The sequence below is a fragment of the Ensifer sp. NM-2 genome (assembly GCF_003024455.1).
GTDB lineage: Bacteria > Pseudomonadota > Alphaproteobacteria > Rhizobiales > Rhizobiaceae > Ensifer > Ensifer canadensis.
Genome location: NZ_PVZR01000008.1, coordinates 56,745 through 72,234 on the forward strand (window position 1 = coordinate 56,745; position 15,490 = coordinate 72,234).

11 protein-coding genes are annotated in these 15,490 nt (G+C 62.5%); 9 read left to right on the forward strand and 2 right to left on the reverse strand.

Annotation, left to right across the window (positions count from 1 at the left end):
- Nucleotides 1-32 precede the first annotated feature (32 nt).
- The 5 genes from C6558_RS17420 to C6558_RS17440 all read left to right on the forward strand — a co-directional run bounded on the left by C6558_RS17420 (nt 33) and on the right by C6558_RS17440 (nt 7,823).
- On the forward strand, nt 33-2,168 hold the full coding sequence (locus tag C6558_RS17420) for a molybdopterin-dependent oxidoreductase (RefSeq protein ID WP_107027579.1): 2,136 nt from the start codon (nt 33-35) through the stop codon (nt 2,166-2,168).
- A 21-nt stretch (nt 2,169-2,189) separates the two neighbouring features.
- The gene (locus tag C6558_RS17425; protein ID WP_025426491.1) at nt 2,190-3,083 is read left to right on the forward strand and encodes a cation diffusion facilitator family transporter; all 894 of its coding nucleotides are present in this window, start codon (nt 2,190-2,192) and stop codon (nt 3,081-3,083) included.
- A gap of 48 nt (nt 3,084-3,131) precedes the next feature.
- Nucleotides 3,132-3,728, forward strand: a complete 597-nt coding sequence (locus C6558_RS17430) for an NUDIX domain-containing protein (RefSeq protein ID WP_084814303.1) — start codon at nt 3,132-3,134, stop codon at nt 3,726-3,728.
- A gap of 103 nt (nt 3,729-3,831) precedes the next feature.
- On the forward strand, nt 3,832-6,441 hold the full coding sequence (mprF, locus tag C6558_RS17435; protein WP_057211446.1) for a bifunctional lysylphosphatidylglycerol flippase/synthetase MprF: 2,610 nt from the start codon (nt 3,832-3,834) through the stop codon (nt 6,439-6,441).
- Entirely contained in the window at nt 6,438-7,823 is a 1,386-nt protein-coding gene (locus tag C6558_RS17440; protein ID WP_084814302.1) for a virulence factor family protein, read from the forward strand. The genes mprF and C6558_RS17440 overlap by 4 nt, the downstream gene beginning before the upstream one ends.
- A 7-nt stretch (nt 7,824-7,830) precedes the next feature.
- On the opposite strand, the gene purN is transcribed toward C6558_RS17440, so the two are convergent.
- Nucleotides 7,831-8,502: a phosphoribosylglycinamide formyltransferase gene (purN, locus tag C6558_RS17445; RefSeq protein ID WP_025426495.1), complete on the reverse strand. Its 672-nt coding sequence runs from the start codon at nt 8,500-8,502 to the stop codon at nt 7,831-7,833.
- Nucleotides 8,502-9,572 (reverse strand): phosphoribosylformylglycinamidine cyclo-ligase, encoded by a 1,071-nt coding sequence (gene purM / locus C6558_RS17450; RefSeq protein ID WP_025426496.1) that lies wholly within the window; start codon nt 9,570-9,572, stop codon nt 8,502-8,504. The genes purN and purM overlap by 1 nt, the downstream gene beginning before the upstream one ends.
- Before the next feature lie 260 nt (nt 9,573-9,832).
- Between purM and C6558_RS17455 the strand changes: the two genes are divergently transcribed.
- The 4 genes from C6558_RS17455 to ppx all read left to right on the forward strand — a co-directional run bounded on the left by C6558_RS17455 (nt 9,833) and on the right by ppx (nt 15,458).
- The gene (locus C6558_RS17455; RefSeq protein ID WP_038575993.1) at nt 9,833-10,954 is read left to right on the forward strand and encodes an AI-2E family transporter; all 1,122 of its coding nucleotides are present in this window, start codon (nt 9,833-9,835) and stop codon (nt 10,952-10,954) included.
- Between the two features lie 27 nt (nt 10,955-10,981).
- Nucleotides 10,982-11,671, forward strand: coding sequence for a DnaA regulatory inactivator HdaA (hdaA, locus tag C6558_RS17460; RefSeq protein WP_025426497.1), 690 nt, complete (start codon nt 10,982-10,984; stop codon nt 11,669-11,671).
- Nucleotides 11,672-11,736: 65 nt separating this feature from the next.
- Nucleotides 11,737-13,923 carry an RNA degradosome polyphosphate kinase gene (locus C6558_RS17465; protein WP_025426498.1) on the forward strand — a complete coding sequence of 729 codons (2,187 nt, stop codon included), beginning with the start codon at nt 11,737-11,739 and terminating at the stop codon, nt 13,921-13,923.
- Nucleotides 13,924-13,934: 11 nt separating this feature from the next.
- Complete coding sequence (gene ppx, locus C6558_RS17470; RefSeq protein ID WP_025426499.1) at nt 13,935-15,458, forward strand: exopolyphosphatase; 1,524 nt, start codon at nt 13,935-13,937, stop codon at nt 15,456-15,458.
- Nucleotides 15,459-15,490 lie beyond the last annotated feature (32 nt).

Genomic DNA, 15,490 nt, shown 5'->3' on the forward strand with positions numbered 1-15,490 from the left:
ATGCGCGTTTGGCTCTTTGAGCCCGATTGTCGATGCCATATAGAAAAGCCATGAACGTTGCGACCCCCATCAAAGCAGAAAAGTCGATCGGCCACTCCGTCTGTCCGCACGACTGTCCCTCGGCTTGCGCGCTGGAAGTGGACCTGACGGCCGAAGGCCGCATCGGCCGCGTGCGCGGTGCCGCCGCCAACACATACACCGCTGGCGTCATCTGCGCCAAGGTCGCGCGCTATTCCGAGCGCATCTATCATCCTGACCGGCTGATGGTGCCACAGCGGCGCGCCGGAGCGAAGGGCAGCGGCAACTGGCAGGAGATTTCCTGGGAGGCGGCACTCGACGAGATCGCCGACCAGTTCGTCAGGGCCGAGCAGAAGCATGGGGCCGAAGCCATCTGGCCCTATTTCTACGCCGGTACCATGGGGCAAGTGCAACGCGATTCCATCGACAGGTTGCGCCACGTCAAGCGCTATTCCGGCTTCTTCGGCTCGATCTGCACCAATATGGCCTGGACCGGTTTCTCGATGGCAACCGGCTCGCTGCGCGGCCCCGACCCGCGCGAGATGGCGAAGTCCGACTGCGTGGTGATCTGGGGGACAAACGCGGTCGCCACCCAGGTCAACGTCATGACCCACGCGGTGAAGGCCCGCAAGGATCGCGGCGCCAAGATCGTCGTCATCGACATCTACGACAATCCCACGGTCAAGCAGGCCGATATGGGCCTGGTGCTGAGACCGGGCACGGATGCGGCGCTCGCCTGCGCGGTGATGCATGTCGCCTTCCGCGACGGTTATGCCGACCGCGCCTACATGGCCGAATTCGCCGATGACCCGACCGGGCTCGAAACGCATCTGAAGTCGCGCAGCCCCGAATGGGCGTCGGCGATCACCGGTCTGTCCGTCCAGGAGATCGAGGCGTTCGCGAAACTCGTCGGCACGACGCCGAAGAGCTTTTTCCGCCTCGGTTACGGCTTTACCCGCCAGCGCAACGGATCGGTGGCGATCCATGCAGCCGCCTCCGTTGCCACGGTTCTTGGATCGTGGAAGCACGAAGGCGGCGGGGCGTTTCATTCCAACAACGACATCTTCAAGCTCGACAAGCGTGAGCTTGTCGGCACCGCATTCCACGATCCTGATGTGCGCATGCTCGACCAGTCGCAGATCGGGCGGGTGCTGACCGGCGATGCCGAGGCGCTGCGCCATGGCGGCCCGGTGACGGCGATGTTGATCCAGAACACCAATCCGGTGAACGTCGCCCCGGAACAAAGGCTGGTGAAACGCGGGTTCCTGCGGGACGACCTGTTTGTCGCGGTGCACGAACAGTTCATGACCGACACGGCGCAGCTTGCGGATGTCGTGCTGCCGGCGACGATGTTCCTGGAACATGACGACCTTTATCGCGGCGGCGGCCATCAACACATCCTGATTGGGCCGAAGGTGGTGGAGCCGCCATCGACCGTGCGCACCAATCTCTTCGTCATTGAGGAACTGGCGAGGCGCCTCGGCGTCGCCGATCATGCCGGCTTTGGGTTGAGCGAGCGCCAGCATATCGACCGGCTGCTTGCCAACTACGGCATCGGCTATGACGAGATGAAGCGCGAGAAGTGGCTCGACTGTCAGCCGGCGTTCGAGGACGCGCATTATCTCAAGGGCTTCGGTCATCCCGACGGCAAATTCCGCTTCAAGGCGGACTGGACCGGCACGCCGGCGCCGAACCGTCCCCCGAAGTCGATGGGTCTGCAGGGGCCGCATGCGGCACTGCCTGAGTTCCCTGATCATGTCGACCTGATCGAGGTCACGGATGCGAAACACCCCTTCCGTCTCGCTACCTCGCCGGCGCGCTCTTTCCTCAATTCGACCTTCGCCGAGACCCCGTCGTCGATCCAGAAGGAAGTCCGCCCGATGGTAATGATGCATGCGGATGACGCCGCCTCACTTGGCGTCGGCGACGGTGATATCGTCAAGCTCGGCAACCAACGCGGCGAAGTGCGCCTGCATGTGGTGGTCGGCGGCGGCGCGCGGCGCGGCGTGGTGATCGCTGAAGGCCTGTGGCCGAACGGCGCCCATCTCGACGGGGAGGGCATCAATGTGCTTACTGGCGCCGATGCAGTTGCGCCCTATGGCGGCGCGGCTTTCCATGACAACAGGGTCTGGGTGAAACCGGCACCCTGACTCTAGCCACCGGATGCCTTCATGAGCGGCGACCATCAACATGCGGATGTCAGCAACACGCCAGTCTCGCGTCTCTGGGGTGCGCTCGGGCTGACGGGCGGCTTCATGCTGGCCGAGGTCGTCGGCGGCATTCTGACCGGCAGCCTGGCGCTGATCTCGGATGCGATGCATATGCTGACCGACGCGGCGGCATTGGCCATCGCGCTGGTCGCCATCCATGTCGGCCGCCGGCCGTCGGATCTGCTGCGCACCTACGGCTATGCCCGCTTCGAGATTCTCGCGGCGGCCTTCAACGCCCTGCTGCTGCTCGCCGTCGCCTTTTACATTCTCTACGAGGCCTGGCAGCGCCTGTCGCTGCCGCAGGAAATCCAGTCGGGCGGCATGCTGCTGATTGCCGTCATCGGTCTTGTCGTCAACCTGATCTCCATGCGGCTTCTGACCAGCCACAAGGACGAGAGCCTCAACGTCAAGGGCGCCTATCTCGAGGTCTGGTCGGACATGCTCGGGTCGCTGGCGGTGATAACAGGCGCGGCGATCATCTGGTTTACCGGCTGGCAATGGGTCGATTCGTTGCTCGCCGTTGGTATCGGCTTCATGGTTTTTCCGCGCACCTGGGTGCTGCTGAAGGACTGCGTCAACATTCTGCTGGAAGGCGTGCCGCCTGGCATGCGCCTGGCCGATATCCATGCGGCAATCACGACCGTGCCCGACGTTGCCTCGGTGCATGATCTGCATCTCTGGGCGATCACCCAGAGCCAGCCGTCGCTGACGGCGCATGTCGTTCTGGCGGAAGAGGCCGACGGCGAGACGGTGCGGCGTGCGATCGAACAACGGTTGCGCGACGAGTTCGACCTGCACCACACGACCTTGCAGATGGAACGCGAAAGCTGCGCCCCTTCGGAACACATTCACTGACGGTCGACTGCGACCACATCCTTTCCTCTCCCGACCAAGGACCCCGCCATGACGAACCACCACGATCCCCGTGTCAGGATCATCGAGCGGCGCACGCTCTCGGACGGTTTCATTCATCTGGAAGAAATCACCCTTGAGCAGGACATGTCAGGCGGCGGCACGGCGACGCTCACGCGTGAAGTGCATGATCACGGCAGCGCCGCGACCATCCTGCTGTTCGATCCGAGGCGTGAGAGCGTCGTGCTCGTCCGCCAGCTGCGCGTGCCGGTGCTGCTGCAGGGCGATCCCGCCTATATGATCGAAGCGCCGGCCGGCCTGCTCGACGACGATACGCCTGAAGTCGCGATCTGCCGTGAGGTGCTGGAGGAGACCGGCCACCATGTCGACAAGGCCACTCACCTCTTCGATGCCTATATGAGCCCCGGCGCGCTCACCGAGCGCACCAGCTTCTTCGTTGGGCTTGTTGATGTCACAGAAAAGGCCGGTGATGGCGGCGGCCTGGCGCATGAGGGCGAGGATATCGAGGTTCTCGAAATTCCCTTTGATGAAGCGGTCGCCATGATCGCGACCGGCGAGATCTGCGATGCCAAAACCATCATGCTGCTGCAGTGGGCCCAGCTGAACCGCGGCAAGCTCACGGCATAAGACCTTGTTTTATAAGAGAACAATACATTACGGATATTTCACTTTTTGATCGTTCTCGGGTAGGCTACAGCGCTGATGTCTTCATCAATGACATGGGCAACCCATGACGTCCTCCCTTACGGAACGTGCAGCCAACGACGATCAGCAGATCGAGGTAGGATGGAGACCCTTTCTGCGCCGTAACCGGCGCTATCTGCAGGCACTTGCGACATTGCTGGTGATCGCCCTCTTCGGGTTGGCGATCTTTCATCTGACCTCCGAAGTGCAGTACGGCGACGTGGTCCAGGCGCTTGCAGATACCAGCTGGACCTCTGTCGCCGCGGCGGTGTTCTTCACCGCCTTGAGCTTTTTCGCGCTCACCTTCTACGATGTCGGCGCGCTTGATTACGTCAGGCGCAAGCTGCCCTATGCCGATGTCGCGTTGACGGCGGCCTGCGCCTATGCGGTCGGCAACACGGCCGGCTTTGGCGCCTTGAGTGGCGGCGCCATCCGCTACCGGTCCTATTCGCGGCTGGGCATCGAGCCGGAAAACATCGCCCGGATCATCGCCTTCGTGACGCTCGCCTTCGGCCTTGGGCTTTTGACGGTCACGTGCCTGAGCCTGCTCGCCGTCGGCGAATATGTGGCGCCCTTGACGGGTCTTAACCCCTTCTGGCTGCGGATGATCGCGGTTGCCATTCTCGGCGTCGTGCTCGCTGTCTTCGTCAAGGCGCGTGACGGTCATGAGGTCAGCCTCGGGCGCTTCACACTGCGCCTGCCGGATTCGCGCACCTCCTCGCGCCAGTTCCTCGTCACGGCGCTGGATCTGGCGGCATCGGCGACGGTGCTCTACGTGCTGCTTCCGGCGGGCACAATCGGTTGGCCCGCCTTCCTGGCGATCTATTCGCTTGCCGTCGGTATCGGCGTTCTCAGCCATGTTCCGGCCGGGCTCGGCGTCTTCGAGACGATCATCATCGCCACGCTCGGTCACAGCGCCGATGTCGACACGATCCTCGGTGCGCTGGTTCTCTACCGTGTCATTTATCACGTGCTGCCGCTGCTGATCGCGATCGCGGTTGTCATCGGCACCGAGCTTCGTCAGCTTTCCGGCCATCCCGTCGCCTCCAGCGTGCGCCGTATCGGCGGCCGTATCACGCCGCTTCTCCTGGCAACACTCGGCATCGTGCTGGCGATCATGCTGGTGCTGTCGAGCGTCACGCCGACGCCGGATGAGAATCTCGCCTTCCTCGAGGGTCTGCTGCCGCTGCCGATCGTCGAGGGCGCGCACTTTCTGGCAAGCTTGCTCGGCCTTGCGCTCGTCATCGTCTCGCGCGGGCTCGCACAGCGGCTCGATGGCGCCTGGTGGGCGTCGGTCGCAATCGCCGTTGCCGCACTGCTGCTTTCGCTGATCAAGGCGATCGCGCTGGTCGAGGCCGGCATGCTTGCCTTCTTTCTCGTCGGTCTCCTCGCCAGCCGCCGTCTGTTTGTTCGGCCGGCTTCGCTCTTCGGCCAGGCGCTGACGCTGCCGTGGTTGACGGCACTCGGGGTGATCTGCCTGGGTGGGCTGGTCGTCCTGCTGTTCGTCTATCGCGACGTCGAATACAGCCATGAACTCTGGTGGCAGTTCGAATTCTCTGCCGAGGCGCCGCGCGGCCTGCGTGCGCTTCTGGGTGTGACGATCGGCGCCAGCGCTGTTGCCATCTGGAGCCTGATGCGCCCGGCGGCCTCAGGCGCGGAGCCGGCAACCGACGATGCCATGGAGCGGGCATTGGCGATCGTCGAGGCGCAGGACATGTCCGATGCCAATCTGGTGCGCATGGGAGACAAGAGCCTGATGTTTTCCGCCGATGGTCGCGCCTTCATCATGTATGGCCAGCGCGCCCGCTCGTGGATCGCGCTGTTCGACCCGGTGGGGCCGGTCGATGCCTGGCCGGAACTGATCTGGCAGTTCTTCGAGAGGGCCCGCGCCAGCGGCTGCCGCGCGGTGTTCTATCAGGTTTCGCCACTTGGGCTCGCCTACTATGCCGATGCGGGACTTCGCGCCTTCAGGCTCGGCGAGCTCGCCCATGTCGATCTCGCCCGTTTCGAGATGAAGGGCGGCAAGTGGGCCAATCTGCGCCAGCAGGTCAGCCGCGCCCAGCGCGACGGGCTGGAGTTCAAAATGGTGGCTCCAGCAGACGTTCCGGCGATCATGGGCGAATTGACGGCGATTTCCGATGCATGGCTTGCCCATCACAATGCCAAGGAAAAGGGTTTTTCGCTTGGGGCTTTCGATCCTGAGTATCTGGCCGAACAGCCGGTCGCGATCCTCACCTACGAGGGACGGATCGTCGCCTTCGCCAATATCCTGGTGACGGCAACCAAGCAGGAAGGCACCGTCGATCTCATGCGCTTCTCGCCGGATGCCCCCAAGGGATCGATGGATTTCCTGTTCGCGAAGGTGATGGAATATCTGAAGGCCGAGGGGTACCGGACCTTCAATCTTGGCATGGCGCCGCTGTCTGGTATGTCCTCGCGCCAGATCGCGCCGGTCTGGGATCGGGCAGGGCGAACCTTCTTCGAGCACGGCGAACGCTTCTACAATTTCAAGGGACTTCGCGCCTTCAAGTCGAAGTTCCACCCCCATTGGCAGCCGCGCTATCTCGTGGCGAGCGGCGGCATCAATCCGATCCTTGCCTTGATGGATGTAACATTCCTGATCGGCGGCGGCCTCAAGGGAGTGATGAAGAAATGATGCGGATCCCGATGATCTGGAAGCCTCTGGCAGGTGCCGCCCTTCTCGCCATCGCGACGGTTGCACCGGCTTTAGGGCAGGAGACGGCGGCGACCTACGACACCGGCATGATCCCGGCACCCCATATCCTCGTCCCGAAGGACAAGGCATCCGCCCTTGTTGTTCTGCTGTCCAATGCGGATGGCTGGAGCGACAAGGAAGATGCGGTCGCTCGCGCCCTTGTCGACGACAAGGCGGTCGTCATCGGTATCGACCTCAAGGCCTATCTTGCCTCGCTCGCCAAGGACGACGGCGACTGCATCTACACGGTGTCGGATATCGAAGCGTTGAGCCAGCAGGTCCAGCGCGTCCTCAAGAGCGATGCCTACCTCCCGCCGATTGTGGCCGGGGTCGGAGCGGGCGGGGCCATGGCGCTGGCCATCGCCGCACAGACGCCGGCTGCGACCATCGGCCAGACGCTTGCGGTCGATCCGGAGGAAGGCGTTGCGCTGACGAAGCAGCTCTGCACGCCGGCGGAGAAGACCTTGAAGGCCGATCGCATGGTGTACGGCCTGACGGACGGTGCCCTGCCGGACCCGATCTCCGTCGTCTTTACGCCGACGGCATCCGACGACGGCCGAAGCCATGTGGCTAAACTCATCGAAAAACACCCTGATATCACGCAGGAAGACAGCGACGACGAAGCCTATGCGGCGCTATCAGGTCATCTGACGGATCTGATCGACAGCGAGAGCGCGGCAGACAATCCATTCGGCTTGCCCCTGACGGTGCTCGATACCAAGCCGACACGCGACACCATGGCGGTGATCTATTCCGGCGATGGCGGCTGGCGCGATATCGACAAGCAGGTCGGAGACGTCCTGCAGCAGCAAGGTGTCCCTGTCGTCGGCATCGATTCTCTGCGTTATTTCTGGTCCGAGCGCGAACCGCAGGCGACGGCCGACGATCTCGCCAAGGTGATGAGCTACTATCGCAAGCGCTGGAACGTCCGCAATGTTCTCTTGATCGGTTACTCCTTCGGTGCCGATATCCTGCCACGCACTTTCAATCTGCTCCCGCCCGCAGAGCGCGCCCATGTGCGGCAGGTCACGCTGATGGCGCTATCGCATCAGGTCGACTACAAGATTTCGGTGCTTGGCTGGCTCGGCGCGGCCGGGCAGGGCGATGGCGGCGATCCGCTCGACGATATCAAGCACATCGACCCCTCTTTGGTGCAGTGCATTCACGGCACCGAGGAAGAAGACGACGCCTGCCCTGACCTGAAGGGCGCGGGCGTCGATGTCGTCGCGATCGAAGGCGGTCACCATTTCGACGAGGACTATCCCGCCGTGACCCGGCGTGTGCTCGACGCGCTCGACCGGCGGTTGGCTTCGGCAAAGTAGTGGTGGTTTATACGGCCGGCGAAATCAGAGTTGAAGACGCGGGCACGGGACTGATGCCCTGCGTGACGACCCGTCCGTCTTCCATCCAGGCTTTGCCTTCCGCCAGCAGCCTGAGCGCCATCGGATAGGTGCGGTGCTCGACCGTCAGCACGCGAGCGGCAAGGGTGTCGGCCGTGTCGCCGTCGACAACCGGTACGACCGCCTGCGCGACGATCGGACCCTCATCCATGCCCTCGGTGACGAAATGCACCGTACATCCCGCCACTTTCACGCCGGCGTCAATGGCGCGCTGATGGGTGTGGAGACCCGGAAAGAGCGGCAGAAGCGACGGATGAATGTTGATGATCCGGCCTTCGTGGCGCTGGATGAAGTTCGCCGACAACAGCCGCATATAGCCGGCAAGGCAGATAATATCGGGAGACAGCCGCTCGAGTTCGGCAAGGACCGCCGCCTCGTGCGCATCCTTGCTGTCGAAATCCTTGCGAAGGAACGCATAGGTTGGGATGCCGAGCGCTGCAGCCTTGGCAAGGCCTCCGGCATCGGCCTTGTCGGCAATCACTGCGACGATCTCGGCCGGAAAACCAGGCTCGGCGGCAGCTTTGGCCAGCGAAAGCATGTTGGAGCCGCCGCCCGAGATCAAGACGACGACTTTTTTCCTGCCTGCCGTCACGTCGTTCATCATAGGGCGAGGCTGCCCTTGTAGATCGTGCCATGCGCGCCTTCGGCGCGGGCAACCATGCGGCCGAGCGTGAAGACGGTTTCGCCCTCGGCTTCCAGCACGGCTGCAACGTCCTGCGCCTTTTCCGCCGGAACGACGGCGATCATGCCGACGCCGCAGTTGAACGTGCGCAGCATTTCGTTGGCCGCGACGCCGCCGGTCTGGGCAAGCCAGGAGAAGACCTTCGGCGCCTTGATGGCGTCGAGATCGATCTCGGCTGCAAGATGCTTCGGCAGCACGCGCGGAATGTTCTCGGGGAACCCGCCGCCGGTGATATGCGCCAGCGCCTTGATCGAGCCGGTTTCGCGGATCGCCTTCAGGAGCGGCTTCACATAGATGCGCGTCGGCGTCATCAGGAGATCGGCAAGCGTGCCTTCACCAAACGGGGCAGGTGCATCCCAGGCAAGACCCGACAGCGCGACGATCTTGCGAACGAGAGAGTAACCGTTGGAGTGAACGCCTGACGATGCAAGGCCGAGGATGACGTCGCCTTCACCAATGTCACCCGCTGGAAGCAGCTGGCCGCGTTCGGCCGCACCGACAGCGAAGCCGGCAAGGTCATAGTCGCCTCCGGAATACATGCCCGGCATTTCCGCGGTCTCGCCACCGATCAATGCGCAACCGGATTGGCGGCACCCGGCGGCAATGCCGGCAACGATTGCGGCACCCTGATCGGGATCGAGCTTGCCCGTGGCGAAATAGTCGAGGAAGAACAGCGGCTCGGCACCCTGGACCACCAGGTCGTTGACGCACATGGCAACGAGGTCGATGCCAACGGTGTCGTGCTTGTTGGCGTCGATGGCAATCTTGAGCTTGGTGCCGACACCGTCATTGGCGGCAACGAGCACCGGGTCGGTGAAACCGGCGGCCTTCAGGTCGAACAGGCCGCCGAAGCCGCCGATCTCGCCGTCGGCACCCGGGCGCCGGGTCGAGCGCACATGCGGCTTGATTTTCTCCACCATCAGATTGCCGGCATCGATATCCACGCCTGCGTCACTGTAGGTGAGGCCGTTCTTTCCCGACTGGCTCATGCTGGTTCTCCAAGGCTGGTCGCGCGACAGGTATTTTGCGGATGCGATTGGCACGATGGGCAAGGGAGTGCAAGCCGACAGCCTGCCTTCTCGGCCTTTTTTCAACATTTTGCCCATATCCCACCGGCAAGAACGGTATGGAGGGTTCAATTTACCGGGCTGAGAAGCACGCGGACTTGACCGGTGCGCGCCACGCCACCTATCTCCTCATACAGAATATGATGCGGTAAAGGCATGCTTGGCGTGTTACGGGGAACACCATGGACATAAAAGTCAGCGGTTCGGGACTACAGCGCCAGGTTATCTTCTGGCTGCTGGTGCTCGCCGCCTTCATCGCCTTCCTGATGGTTTTCAGCTCGATCCTGCTGCCGTTCCTCGCGGGCATGGCACTGGCCTATTTCCTCGACCCGGTCGCCGACCGCCTTGAGCGCCTCGGCCTCAGTCGGCTGATGGCGACGGTGGTGATCCTCATCGGCTTCGTGGTGATCTTCGCCCTGTCGCTGATGATCATCATCCCGGTGATCTTCACCCAGGCCGCCGACTTCATTCAGAAGATGCCCGGTTACATCTCCAAGCTGCAGGCGCTGTTGACCGACAGCCAGTCGACGCTGCTGCCACAATGGCTGGCGGACCAGATGACGGCGATCAAGCAGAATTCAGCCAAGCTTTTGGAGCAGGGCGCGAGCTTCCTCGGCACGTTGTTCCAGCAGCTCTGGAACTCTGGCATGGCGCTGCTCGACATTCTGTCGCTGTTCGTGATCACGCCGGTCGTCGCCTTCTATCTGCTGCTCGACTGGGACCGGATGGTCAACCGGGTCGATAGCTGGGTTCCGCGCGACTATGTCAGCGTCGTCCGCCAGATCGCCCGGGACATGAACACGACGATCGCCGGCTTCGTTCGCGGCCAGGGCTCGCTCTGCATCATCCTCGGCCTTTACTATGGCATCGGCCTGTCGCTCGTCGGTCTCAATTTCGGCCTGCTGATCGGCCTCTTTGCCGGCATGATCAGCTTTATCCCCTATGTCGGATCGATGGTCGGTCTGGTGCTGGCCGTCGGCGTCGCGCTTGTACAGTTCTGGCCCGATTATCTCTGGATCGGGCTTGTCGCTGCCATCTTCTTCAGCGGCCAGTTCCTCGAAGGCAACATCCTGCAGCCCAAGCTGGTGGGCAAGAGCGTCGGCCTGCATCCGGTCTGGCTGATGTTCGCGCTTCTTGCCTTCGGTGCCCTCTTCGGTTTCGTCGGGCTTCTGGTTGCGGTTCCCGCGGCCGCCGCCATCGGCGTGCTTGTTCGCTTCGGCATCCAGCGATACCTTGATAGCGATCTCTACCATGGGCATGGAAAGGTCGCGGCGAAGAAGGCAAAGGGCAGTCAGCCCGGCTGATAGTCCCATCCTTGTCCCGAGTACAGCATGACAAAACGTCCCTTCGAACAACTGCCTCTGGCATTCGACCACGACCCGGCAACGGGTCGTGAGGATCTGCTCGTTTCCGATCGGTTGAGCGCGGCGATCGCGATCGTCGATCACTGGCCAGACTGGCCGTCGCCGGTTGTCATCATCGCCGGCCCGATCGGTTCCGGAAAATCGCATCTCGCCAGCATCTGGAAGGAGAGGGCGGGCGCGCGGGCGATCCACCCGGTTGCGGACTCGGATGTGGCGTTGATCGCCGCCAACGGTCCTGTGCTGTTCGAGGATGCCGACCGTCAGGGGTTCGACGACACCACCCTGTTTCATGTCATCAACAGCGTTCGCCAGCATGGCACGGGCCTCTTGATGACCTCGCGCCTGTGGCCGATGTCCTGGCCGGTCGTTCTTCCGGACCTGCGCTCGCGCCTGAAAGCAGCAACCGTCGTCGAGATCGGCGAGCCCGACGATGAGTTGTTGACGCAGGTATTGATCAAGCTCTTTGCCGATCGCCAGCTTTTCATCGACGAAAGGCTCGTCGGCTATATCGTCCAGCGCATGGAACGCTCGCTCGAGGCTGCCCAGACGATCGTCGAACGCATCGACAGGCTGGCACTCGCCCGCGGCGTCAAGCTGACCCGATCGCTTGCCGCCGAAGTCCTGGAAGAGCTTGGAAATCAACGCCATTCCGATTGATTGTCACAGTTCCGTCGTCAAACTGTTATAGTTCCTGCATGCGAAGAAATGGGGTCTGACCGGTAATGGATAATGCGACGTCTGCGGTGAATGAGAACAAACAGGCCGCGGAGGAGCTAGACCTGCTCTCCAGCCCGGAACGGTTCATCAATCGCGAATTTTCGTGGCTGCAATTCAATCGCCGCGTGCTTGAGGAGACCCTGAACACGGCGCATCCGCTCCTGGAGCGTGTCCGCTTTCTGTCGATTTCGGCCGCCAACCTTGATGAGTTCTTCATGGTGCGCGTCGCCGGCCTCGAGGGCCAGGTGCGGCAGGGGCTCGCCATGCGGTCGCCTGATGGCAAGACGCCGGCCGAACAGCTCGAAGACATCCTCAAGGAAATCGACAACCTGCAGATGGAGCAGCAGGCGTCGCTCGCCGTCCTGCAGCAGTATCTGGCCAAGGAAGATATCCTCATCGTCCGCCCGGCGTCCTTATCGGCGCAGGACAAAAGCTGGCTTGCCAACGAATTCGACCAGGCGATCTTTCCGGTGCTGACGCCGCTGTCGATCGACCCGGCGCATCCGTTCCCGTTCATCCCGAACCTCGGGTTCTCGATGGGCCTGCAGCTCGTCAGCAAGACCGGCCGTGAGCCAATGACGGCGCTCTTGCGCCTGCCGGTGGCGCTCGACCGCTTCATCCGCCTGCCCGATTTCAAGAACGTCATCCGCTACATCACGCTCGAAGACATGGTCAGTCAGTTCATCGAACGGCTGTTCCCAGGCTACGAGGTCAAGGGCTCGGGCACGTTCCGCATCATCAGAGACAGCGATATCGAAGTCGAAGAAGAGGCCGAAGATCTGGTGCGCTTCTTCGAAACGGCGCTGAAGCGTCGTCGTCGCGGATCGGTGATCCGCATCGAGCTCGATTCGGAAATGCCCGCTTCGCTGCGCCAGTTCGTCGTTCAAGAACTCAGCGTTCCGGAAAACCGCGTCGCCGTTTTGCCGGGGCTTCTGGCGCTGAACACGCTGTCGGAAATCACCAAGGCGCCGCGCGACGATCTGCGCTTTGAACCTTACAATCCGCGCTTCCCCGAGCGCGTGCGCGAACACGCCGGCGATTGTTTTGCCGCGATCCGCGAAAAGGACATGGTGGTCCACCACCCCTATGAGTCCTTCGACGTCGTGGTGCAGTTCCTGCTGCAAGCGGCGCGCGATCCGGAAGTGGTCGCCATCAAGCAGACGCTCTACCGTACCTCGAACGACAGTCCGATTGTGCGCGCGCTTGTCGACGCTGCCGAAGCCGGAAAGTCCGTGACGGCGCTGGTCGAACTGAAGGCCCGCTTCGATGAGGAAGCCAACATCCGCTGGGCGCGCGACCTGGAGCGCGCCGGCGTGCAGGTGGTCTTCGGGTTCATCGAACTCAAGACCCATGCCAAGATGTCGATGGTGGTGCGTCGCGAAGAGGGCCGGTTGCGCACCTATTGCCACCTCGGCACCGGCAACTACCATCCGGTCACGGCGAAGATCTACACTGACCTGTCATTCTTCACCTGCAACCCGGTCATCGCCCATGACATGGCGAACATCTTCAACTTCATCACCGGTTACGGCGAGCCGGAAGCCGGCATGAAGCTGGCGGTTTCGCCGCACACGCTTCGCCCCCGCATCCTCAAGCATATCGAGGAGGAGATCGAGCACGCCAAGGCCGGCCGGCCTGCGGCGATCTGGATGAAGATGAACTCGCTCGTCGATCCGGAAATCATAGACGCGCTCTACAAGGCAAGCCGTGCCGGGGCTGAAGTCGACCTGGTGGTACGCGGCATCTGCTGCCTGAGGCCGCAGGTGCCGGGGCTGTCCGACAATATTCGTGTCAAGTCCATCGTCGGCAGATTCCTTGAACATTCCCGCATATTCTGCTTCGGCAACGGTCACGGCCTTCCATCGGAGAATGCGCTTGTCTATATCGGCTCGGCGGATATGATGCCGCGAAATCTGGACCGGCGGGTTGAGACGCTTGTGCCTCTTATCAACCGGACTGTGCACGAACAGGTACTTTCGCAGATCATGCTGGGCAATCTCATCGATAACCAGCAGAGCTACGAAATTCTTCCCGACGGTACGTCTCGCCGGATGGAAGTCGGCAAGGACGCCGAACCTTTCAACGCGCAGCACTATTTCATGACCAATCCCAGCCTCTCCGGCCGGGGTGAAGCCCTGAAGTCCAGTGCACCGAAGCTGATTGCCGGCTGGAAGAGCAGCTGGCACAAGTAAAACGGAATTGCATGGTCGAATCTGAAGCGCAGGGGCGTCTGCCCGGCATCCGCCCGGTTTCCGTTGTGGATATCGGCTCCAACTCCATTCGCCTTGTCGTCTACGAAGGCCTGAGCCGCGCTCCGGCCATGCTGTTCAACGAGAAGGTCATGTGCGGTCTGGGCAAGGGCATCGATGCCACCGGACGCATGGACGAGGAGAGCGTCGAGCGCGCTCTCCGGGCGCTGCATCGCTTTCATGCGCTGTCGCAGCAGGCGCGTGCGACCTCCATGTATGTTCTGGCCACCGCAGCCGCTCGCGAGGCGAGCAACGGACCTGCCTTCATCGAGAAGGCCGAGGCGATCCTCGGCCACAAGGTGCGCATCCTCACCGGCGAAGAGGAAGCCTATTTCTCCGCCATGGGCATCGTCAGCGGCTATCACGACCCTGATGGAGTGGTCGGTGACCTTGGCGGTGGCTCGCTGGAACTTGTCGAGGTCAGCGGCACAAAGATCGGCAAGGGCATCACCCTGCCGCTCGGGGGTATCCGCCTCTTCGAGCATAGCGGCGGCTCGCTGCCGAAGGCTCGCACCTGGGTGCGCAAATTCATGAAAAGCTCGCCGGTGCTGAAGACCGGCACCGGCCGCACCTTTTATGCCGTCGGCGGCACCTGGCGCTCGATCGCCAAGCTGCACATGGAAATCCGAAACTATCCGCTGCATATGATGCAAGGCTACGAGATCTCCTACGACGAGGCGATGGCGCTGCTGCCGGAGGTGATCGAGCCGAGGAACATCAAGCCATCGGCCTATGCGACGATCTCCAAAAGCCGCCGCAGCCTGCTTCCCTTTGGCGCGATCGCGATGCAGGAAGCACTGTCGATCATGAAGCCGGAGCGGATTTCGTTCTCGGCGCTCGGCGTGCGCGAAGGCTATCTCTTCTCTCTGCTGAACGAGAGCGAGCGTGCGCAGGATCCGCTGCTGACCGCCGCCGGCGAAATCGCCATCCTGCGGGCGCGTTCCCCCGAGCATGCCCGCGAACTTGCCGACTGGACCGGCCGCATGGTGCCGTTCTTCGGCGTCGAGGAAACCGAAGAGGAAAGCCGCTATCGCCAGGCTGCCTGCCTGCTCGCCGATATCAGCTGGCGCGCCCATCCGGACTATCGCGGTCTGCAGGCGCTGAACATCATCGCCCACTCGACCTTCTCCGGCATCACCCATGCGGGGCGGGCCTATATCGCGCTCGCCAACTACTATCGCTTCGAAGGCCTGAACGACGATGGCGCGACCGGCGCACTGACCGGCATTACCACGCCGCGACTGCTGGAACTGGCGAAACTGCTCGGCGGCCTGCTGCGCGTCGCCTATCTGTTCTCGGCGTCGATGCCGGGCGTGGCGAGGAATCTGACCTTCCGCAAATCGTCCCTGCCGGATGTCGATCTGGAGATCGTCGTGCCTGCGGCCTATTCGGAATTTGCCGGCGAGCGCCTCGACGGACGGCTGCAGCAGCTCGGCAAGCTGACCGGCAGAAGATTGGCGTTCCAGTTCGAGAGCTGAACGCACTCAGATCTTTGACGAAGGGGCGCGCG

Bases quoted from the DNA above. Each gene is read 5' to 3' on its own strand.
- C6558_RS17420 (WP_107027579.1), top strand. From the start codon at position 33: ATGCCATATAGAAAAGCCATGAACGTTGCGACCCCCATCAAAGCAGAA.
- C6558_RS17425 (WP_025426491.1), top strand. From the start codon at position 2,190: ATGAGCGGCGACCATCAACATGCGGATGTCAGCAACACGCCAGTCTCG.
- C6558_RS17430 (WP_084814303.1), top strand. From the start codon at position 3,132: ATGACGAACCACCACGATCCCCGTGTCAGGATCATCGAGCGGCGCACG.
- mprF (WP_057211446.1), top strand. From the start codon at position 3,832: ATGACGTCCTCCCTTACGGAACGTGCAGCCAACGACGATCAGCAGATC.
- C6558_RS17440 (WP_084814302.1), top strand. From the start codon at position 6,438: ATGATGCGGATCCCGATGATCTGGAAGCCTCTGGCAGGTGCCGCCCTT.
- purN (WP_025426495.1), bottom strand. From the start codon at position 8,502: ATGAACGACGTGACGGCAGGCAGGAAAAAAGTCGTCGTCTTGATCTCG.
- purM (WP_025426496.1), bottom strand. From the start codon at position 9,572: ATGAGCCAGTCGGGAAAGAACGGCCTCACCTACAGTGACGCAGGCGTG.
- C6558_RS17455 (WP_038575993.1), top strand. From the start codon at position 9,833: ATGGACATAAAAGTCAGCGGTTCGGGACTACAGCGCCAGGTTATCTTC.
- hdaA (WP_025426497.1), top strand. From the start codon at position 10,982: ATGACAAAACGTCCCTTCGAACAACTGCCTCTGGCATTCGACCACGAC.
- C6558_RS17465 (WP_025426498.1), top strand. From the start codon at position 11,737: ATGGATAATGCGACGTCTGCGGTGAATGAGAACAAACAGGCCGCGGAG.
- ppx (WP_025426499.1), top strand. From the start codon at position 13,935: ATGGTCGAATCTGAAGCGCAGGGGCGTCTGCCCGGCATCCGCCCGGTT.